Annotated in this window: 6 protein-coding genes; 1 reads left to right on the plus strand and 5 read right to left on the minus strand. The window is 61.9% G+C overall.

What is annotated here, in order from left to right:
• The 5 genes from IEX27_RS20770 to hemP all read right to left on the minus strand — a co-directional run.
• A partial coding sequence (locus tag IEX27_RS20770) for a heme ABC transporter ATP-binding protein (protein ID WP_188722985.1) occupies window positions 1–670 on the minus strand: 670 nt, incomplete at its 3' end.
• Window positions 671–677: 7 nt separating this feature from the next.
• Window positions 678–1,787, minus strand: coding sequence for a FecCD family ABC transporter permease (locus tag IEX27_RS20775; protein ID WP_188722986.1), 1,110 nt, complete (start codon window positions 1,785–1,787; stop codon window positions 678–680).
• Window positions 1,788–1,842: 55 nt separating this feature from the next.
• Complete coding sequence (locus IEX27_RS20780) at window positions 1,843–2,745, minus strand: heme/hemin ABC transporter substrate-binding protein (protein ID WP_188722989.1); 903 nt, start codon at window positions 2,743–2,745, stop codon at window positions 1,843–1,845.
• 14 nt (window positions 2,746–2,759) lie between these two features.
• Window positions 2,760–3,806, minus strand: a complete 1,047-nt coding sequence (locus tag IEX27_RS20785) for a hemin-degrading factor (protein WP_188722987.1) — start codon at window positions 3,804–3,806, stop codon at window positions 2,760–2,762.
• Window positions 3,807–3,818: 12 nt separating this feature from the next.
• Complete coding sequence (gene hemP, locus IEX27_RS20790) at window positions 3,819–4,016, minus strand: hemin uptake protein HemP (protein ID WP_373869906.1); 198 nt, start codon at window positions 4,014–4,016, stop codon at window positions 3,819–3,821.
• A gap of 188 nt (window positions 4,017–4,204) precedes the next feature.
• Between hemP and IEX27_RS20795 the strand changes: the two genes are divergently transcribed.
• Window positions 4,205–6,265: a TonB-dependent receptor domain-containing protein gene (locus IEX27_RS20795; RefSeq protein ID WP_188722988.1), complete on the plus strand. Its 2,061-nt coding sequence runs from the start codon at window positions 4,205–4,207 to the stop codon at window positions 6,263–6,265.
• Window positions 6,266–6,748: the final 483 nt, after the last annotated feature.

Here is a 6,748-nt window from a genome sequence, read left to right on the forward strand (position 1 = left end):
GCGGCGCACCAGTGGTCGCGATCTGTCCATCGCGGAAAACAGCCACATGATCAGCAAAGGCAGCCGTGAGGTTCAGGTCGTGCAGCACGGCGATCACGCCGCCACCGCGTGAGGCGAAGTCGCGTGCGATGCGCATGACGAGAAGCTGGTGACGGATGTCGAGGCTGGAGATCGGCTCGTCGAGGATCAGCCAGCGCGGCACGCCTTCCAGCCTGGGGGACCAGACCTGGCAGAGCACACGGGCAAGCTGGACGCGCTGCTGTTCGCCGCCCGAAAGCTCCTGATAGAGCCGGCCAGCAAAACCACTGAGGTCCACCATCGCCAGCGCGTGATCGGTCATGTGGTGTTGGCCTTCTGTCGACGCACCCTGCAGGAGCCCGAGCTGCACCACTTCGCGAACCGTATAGGGGAAGGAAATCCGCGTGTGCTGTGGCAGCACGCCTCGCATGGTCGCCGCCGCTTCCGGCCGCAGGTGTGTCAGGTCATGGCCGTTGAGCGTCACCGTGCCCGTGTAGGTCAGATCGCCTGACAACGCCTTGACGAAGGTCGACTTGCCCGATCCGTTCGGCCCGATGATCACCGTCACCTGTCCCGGCTGGGCGGTGAGGCTCACATCATGGAGGATCTGACGTCTTCCCGCCCATACGTTGATATTCCGAGCGCTGATCATGATGTCCTTACAGGTCGAGCAGGCCACGTCGGCGCAGAAGCACCCACATGAAGAACGGAGCGCCGAAAACGGCAGTGACGATACCGATCGGCAGTTCGGCCGGTGCGACGATGGTCCGGCTGATGGCGTCGGCGAGCAGCAGCAGGCTTGCGCCGAGAAGGGCCGAGGCTGGCAGCAGATACCGGTGCGTTGGTCCGATCAACAATCGCAGCAGATGCGGTACGACGATGCCGATAAAGCCTATGCCGCCCGAGACTGCCACGGCCGCACCCGTCGCCGCAGCCACGGAAAGGATTGCCGTGGTCTTCAGCTTCTGGACGGGAATGCCGAGGTGACGGGCCGAGGCTTCGCCCAGTGCCAGTGCATCGAGCCCGCGCGCGAGGAACGGCGAGGTGGCGAGAATGACCAGGACGAAGGGTGCAGCGGCCATCACCTTCACCCAAGTTGCGCCGCCGAGTGAGCCAAGGCCCCAAAAGGTGAGATCGCGCAGCTGTCGGTCGTCCGCCATGAAGATGAGGATGCCAGAAAGCGCTCCGCAGAGCGCCGCCAGCGCGATGCCCGCAAGCAGCATTGTCGCCACGGAGGTCTCGCCGCCGCGCGTGCCGATCCGGTAGAGCGAAAGCGTCATGACGAGGCCACCTAAGAAGGCTGCGAGCGGCATTGCGTAGATGCCGAGGAGCGCCACCACAGGCCCGAGAATGCTGCCGGAGAGCACGATCACCACGATCGCGCCAAGTCCCGCGCCCGCTGAAACGCCGATGATGCCGGGGTCGGCCAGCGGGTTGCGAAAGAGGCCCTGCATAAGCGCACCTGAAACGGCAAGTGCCGCGCCGACCAACATACCGAGCGCCACGCGTGGCATGCGTATGTCGTAGATGATGAGCCGATCACGCGCCGAAAGTGCCGCGTCCTGCCCGTCCGCGAACCAGTCGCGGATCAACCCAAGCGCCGAAGCCTCGGAAGCGCCGGTGGTAACGCTGATGAAGGCGACCACCACCAGCACCACCGCCAGCAATGCCAGCACGAAGCGCGCGCGAGTTGAACGATCACCTTCAGGTGCTGCCACGACGGCGTTCAACCCAAACGGCAAAGTGGAAAACCGGCTGACCCCGGACATCTGCGACCGCTCCCCTGGCGATGGACTGACAAGAACATCGACACCCGCTGCCATCCTACCGGGCAACCTGATCCCCATAGAGCTGCTGGGCGAGATCCTTGACGGCCGCGCCAGTGCGCGGACCGAAGCCCAGAAGATAGCTTCCATCCATGCGGATGATCCTGCCATTCGTGACGGCGGGCGTTGCCGCCAGCGCCGGATTGGCCATGAGCTCGGCATTGGTGGCATCCAGATCCTCACCCCGATCCATCATCAGGATGACGTCGGGCGCGATCTGGGTGATGACCTCGTCGGAAATCTGCTTGTAGCCCTGATAGCCCTCGACGGCATTCACGCCGCCAGCCATCTCGATCATGCCGTTGGCTGCCGTGCCCGATCCGGAGGCGAGAACGCGCCCGCCCTGCATGCTGAGGATGAAGAGCACCTTCACCCGCTCAGCCACATCAGCGGTGAGCTTCTCGGCAGCCTCGATGTCTGCCGCGACCTTTGCAGCCAGCGTTTCCGCCTTTTCCTTCTCGCCCAATGCTGCGCCCGTATGGCGGATCTTGGCGAGCACGCCCTCTCCGCTGAAGGTTTCCGGCACCGTGACCATGGGCACATGTGCCTTTTGCAAAACATCGATCGCCTCTGGCGGACCGCTGCCTTCCAGCAGCAAGATGGCGGATGGTGCAACCGACAGCACGCCCTCAGGCGCAAGTTGGCGCGAATAGCCGACGTCAGTGATCTCGTTCACTTCCGGCGGAAAGGTGCTGGTCGTATCACGGCCCATCAGGTTTTCGCCGTGGCCGAGTTCGAAGACGATCTCGGTCAGCGATCCACCGATAGAAACCAGCCGCGAGGTGTCCGCAAACGGCTCCGGCAGGTCGTCGGCCGCAGCAGCGGGATAGATGAACCCCGCCAGCGCGCCGCCTGTGATGGAGACAGTCAGCAGAAATGGAAGAAGGAACCGTGCCCGCATTGCGCCGGAGCCTCTCACGCCGCTGTCGCGCGCTGCAGACGCGGCAGGCCTGCGACCAGCGAACGCCATTCGGCGAGCTCGTCCTGGCCCTCATGACGCTTGCCGAAAAACTGGATAACGAGATTTCCGGCCGCGTCATAGGCCTCGACGGAGGTGACATAGCCTTCCTTCACAGGCTTGCGCACGGCCCAGACCTCATCCAGCAGATCAAGCCGCAGGTGCAGGTGGAAGGTCGGGTCCATCACGTTGAGCCATGGCCCAAGCCGCTTGGTGTTGTGGATCGAGCCGGTGTGGATCTGGATGCAGCCGCGGCTGCCAACGAAGCACATGATCCGGATGCCCGTCCCGACAGCACGATCGAACAGTGCCTCGACAGCCGAATGATCCAGCCTTGTCGCGAATTCCTCTTCCGCCATGTGTAGAGCCTGGCGGCGAGAGATGTTCAGCGAGCGCAGGATTCGGGTGAACTGGTGGACGTCCTCCATCTCTGCCCAGCGCTGGCGCAGTTCCGGCTTCACGGCCTCGTCCGCCGTCGTAGCGGACGGCTCGTAGGGATCAACGCTGATACCGGGAGTCTGGTCCTCAGACTTCAACTGCTCCACGAGCGCCACATAGGCCTCGAGGTTCGATTCAGGACGCAGATGCACCTTGTGCACGGCCTCGCCCGACTTGTCGAAGAACTGCAGGCTCCGGCGCGTCTCGCCCTCCACCTGCTTTTCCACCGCGAAAGCGTGGACCCAGTGGGGCGGGAAGATGCGCAGGTCGATGTTCTCGCCGATCACCAGAGAGTTGTGCGCTCCGACCTGGATTTCTTCGTAGACCCCGATCTTCTCGTGCACGGCGCCGTCGTTGCGGGTCAGAACCATCACGGTGCCAACCGACTTCATGCCATTCAGAAAATCAGCGAGCCTTGGCTCGATCCGCGTCGCGCCAAAGCCGCAATGGGCGGCGACCAGCTCGCCTTCGCTGATACCAAGGATGCGGGCCAGCTCCCGCTCACGCATCTTCGGATGATCGATGCGCTTCTGCCGGATCTCTGCCGGCGAATACGTACCTGTCATGGGTACTCCCCCTTACTTGTTCAAAATGAGCTTGTTCTGACGCGTGAGCTTCAGCCGGTAGACCGTTCCGGCATGCTCGATCACGACCTCTTTTGAACCTCGGAGGATGTCTTCACTCTTCAGAGTACGAACAGAAGTGTGCCCCTTGCCCCCGGCATCCGGGCGCGATTGGGTCGGCAGGCTATGGTCCAGCGGTATATGAGCGCTCACGTGCGGTGCCTCATGTTAGCGCCTGGCTACCTGAACCTTGCTGGGCGTTTGTCGGTGACTCAATATTGACTTTTTTACTCACCTTTTATACGAGACGCAATACATGATAAAAGCAATCATGTTTATTCCTACAATTTGAGCCAGCGAGCCTCCCGGCCAGCCAGCAAAGCCACATAAAGGGGGTTTGCATGAGTCTTTTGGCTCGCAACACGGCGGCGAAGCTTTGCGGCATCGCGACATTCACACTTCTCGCGGCTCAGGCAGCCAGCGCTCAGCAGACGGAAGAACAAGCCGCTCGCCCGACGCCGGCCAACGCGACCGTACTACAACAGATCGTTGTGGGCGCCGGCGTGGAAAAGGTCGCCATCGACACGCCGCAGTCGGTCACGGTCGTTGATCAAGAAGAGCTCGATCTCCAGCAGGCAACCACAATCTCGGAAGCGCTGCAGAATGTGCCCGGCGTCAACCTTTCCGGCTCCGACCGCGTGCTCGGACAGAGCCTGAACATCCGCGGCATCGGCGGGCCCGAGACCGGCGGCGAGGAAGGTCGCATCATCATCAACGTCGATGGTGTAAGCAAGTTCTTCGAACAGTACCGAATGGGCGGCCTGTTCACCGATCCGGAACTGTTCAGGCGCGTTGAAGTCCTGCGCGGTCCGGCATCCTCGACGCTCTATGGTTCAGGCGCGCTTGGCGGCGTGGTGAACTTCGAGACCAAGGATGCATCCGACTTCCTGCAGGACGGCCAGATCGCGGCCCTGCGCCTCAAATCGACCTACGACTCAAACCCGAACGGCTGGCTCAGCTCCGCCATTCTCTCATACCGGCCGAACGAAGCCTTAGAATTCCTGGCCGCCGGCAACTACCGCAAGGCGGATGAGTACAAGACCGGAGGCGGATTCCGCGTACCCGGCTCAGATATCGAAGCCCCCTCCGGGCTGGTGAAAGGAACCGCGCATTTCGGTGAGAACAACGAGCAGACGTTGCGCGCATCCTACATGCACTGGCAATCGGACGCGGACGACCAGTACTACAACCAGACTGGCGTGGACGATCCGATCACCGGCGGTTTCGGCACCGTGGACCGCAAGGTCACCGACAAGACGGCCACCATCACCTACGAGAACCCGGCCACGGACAACCCGTGGCTCGACCTCAGGATCAGCGCCTCCTTCTCCGACACCGTCAACGACCAGTCGAATGCCACGCTGGCTTCCCTCAACCGCGTGTTCGGCTACAAGACCTATCAGTTCAACATCCAGAACACATTCGATTATATCGGCGAGAACTTCGAAAACTACCTGACCATAGGCTCGCAGACTGCCCATCAGGAACGCACGACGTTGCGCTCGACTTCGGGCACCCATCCGCAGGGCACTGACTTCCAGACCGGCGTGTTTGCGCAGAGCGAGTTCATCTGGAACGACCGGCTGACCCTGATCGGCGGCGTGCGCCTTGACTTCCAGAAGCTGGAGCCGACGAACATCGCCGGCGCGCGGGTAAACGAGCACACGGCCTTCTCGCCGAAGATCGCGGCGCACTACAAGATCAACGACACTTTTGCGGTGTTTGGTTCGATCGCCCATACCGAGCGCGTTCCGACCATCGACGAGGTGTTTGACAGCAGTGCGCTGACGCTCAGCCTGGAGAAGGAAAAGTCAAACAACTTCGAGGCGGGCTTCTCCGTGTCGCTCAACGACATCGCCCTGCCCTCCGACATGCTGCAGTTCAAGGCCACCGGCTTCTACAATCGCGTGAGCGACCTGATCACCGATAACGGACGAACGGCAAACCCGCGCTATACGAACACGGGCGAAGCCCGCATCTATGGTACGGAGTTCGAGCTCGCCTATGACGCGGAACGCTTCTTCGCCAACGCTGCCTATACCTACACGCGAGGCGACGACCTGACCGAGGGCGTACCGCTCGAAACGATCGCCCCGCACGAGTTCTCCGCAACCATCGGCGGACGCCTGCCGGACCAGAACCTGACCTTCGGCTGGACGGCCCGGCTGGTCGCCGCGCAGAAGCGCACCAGCGGAGATCCGCTCGGACGCCAGCCAACGCCATCCTTCCAGGTGCACGATGCGTTCCTGACGTGGAAGCCGGACGAAGGTACGTTCAAGAACTTCGAGGCAAGCCTGCGCGTCGATAACATCTTTGACAAGGACTATCGCGAATATCTGTCGGGAACGCCAACCAAGGGCCGTACCTTCAAGGTTACGCTCGCCCGCCAGTTCGGCACCTGATGTAGGGTCCAGCTAGGCGCGATCCTTCTGTCGCGACATTTGAAAAGCGGTATCGCCCGATTGAGCTACAAGCACGCTTATAAGGATCGGGTGCGCCTCCGCACCACACTAGGTCCCGAGATCATTTCTGCTGATGAGGCAGAGGGGCGGGCAAACCGGCATGCAGTGCCAGCCTTAGAATGGGGCGGAGGATTACCGACATAAGCTAACAATGACCGTGATGTTGCAGCCCGGCCCTTTTCGGATATGGGCCCCGGCAGGACAGTTCCGGCACGGCAGCAGACCCCTCTTGCGACCTGGACAGGATCGCGGAAGGGTCGTGAACGCGCGCCACTCGAGCCGTATCTCCTCGACAAGTCGGAGGCTCGGAGGAATCGGAACTACAACGAAACTGCATGGGCAATGATCTGGGGCGGAATCGGTGGCGCTTGTAGCTGATGAGTTGTGTCATGCCACAGCTCATAGGTAGAAGCCTCTGACCAA

The sequence above is a fragment of the Nitratireductor aestuarii genome (assembly GCF_014641695.1).
Classification (GTDB): domain Bacteria; phylum Pseudomonadota; class Alphaproteobacteria; order Rhizobiales; family Rhizobiaceae; genus Chelativorans; species Chelativorans aestuarii.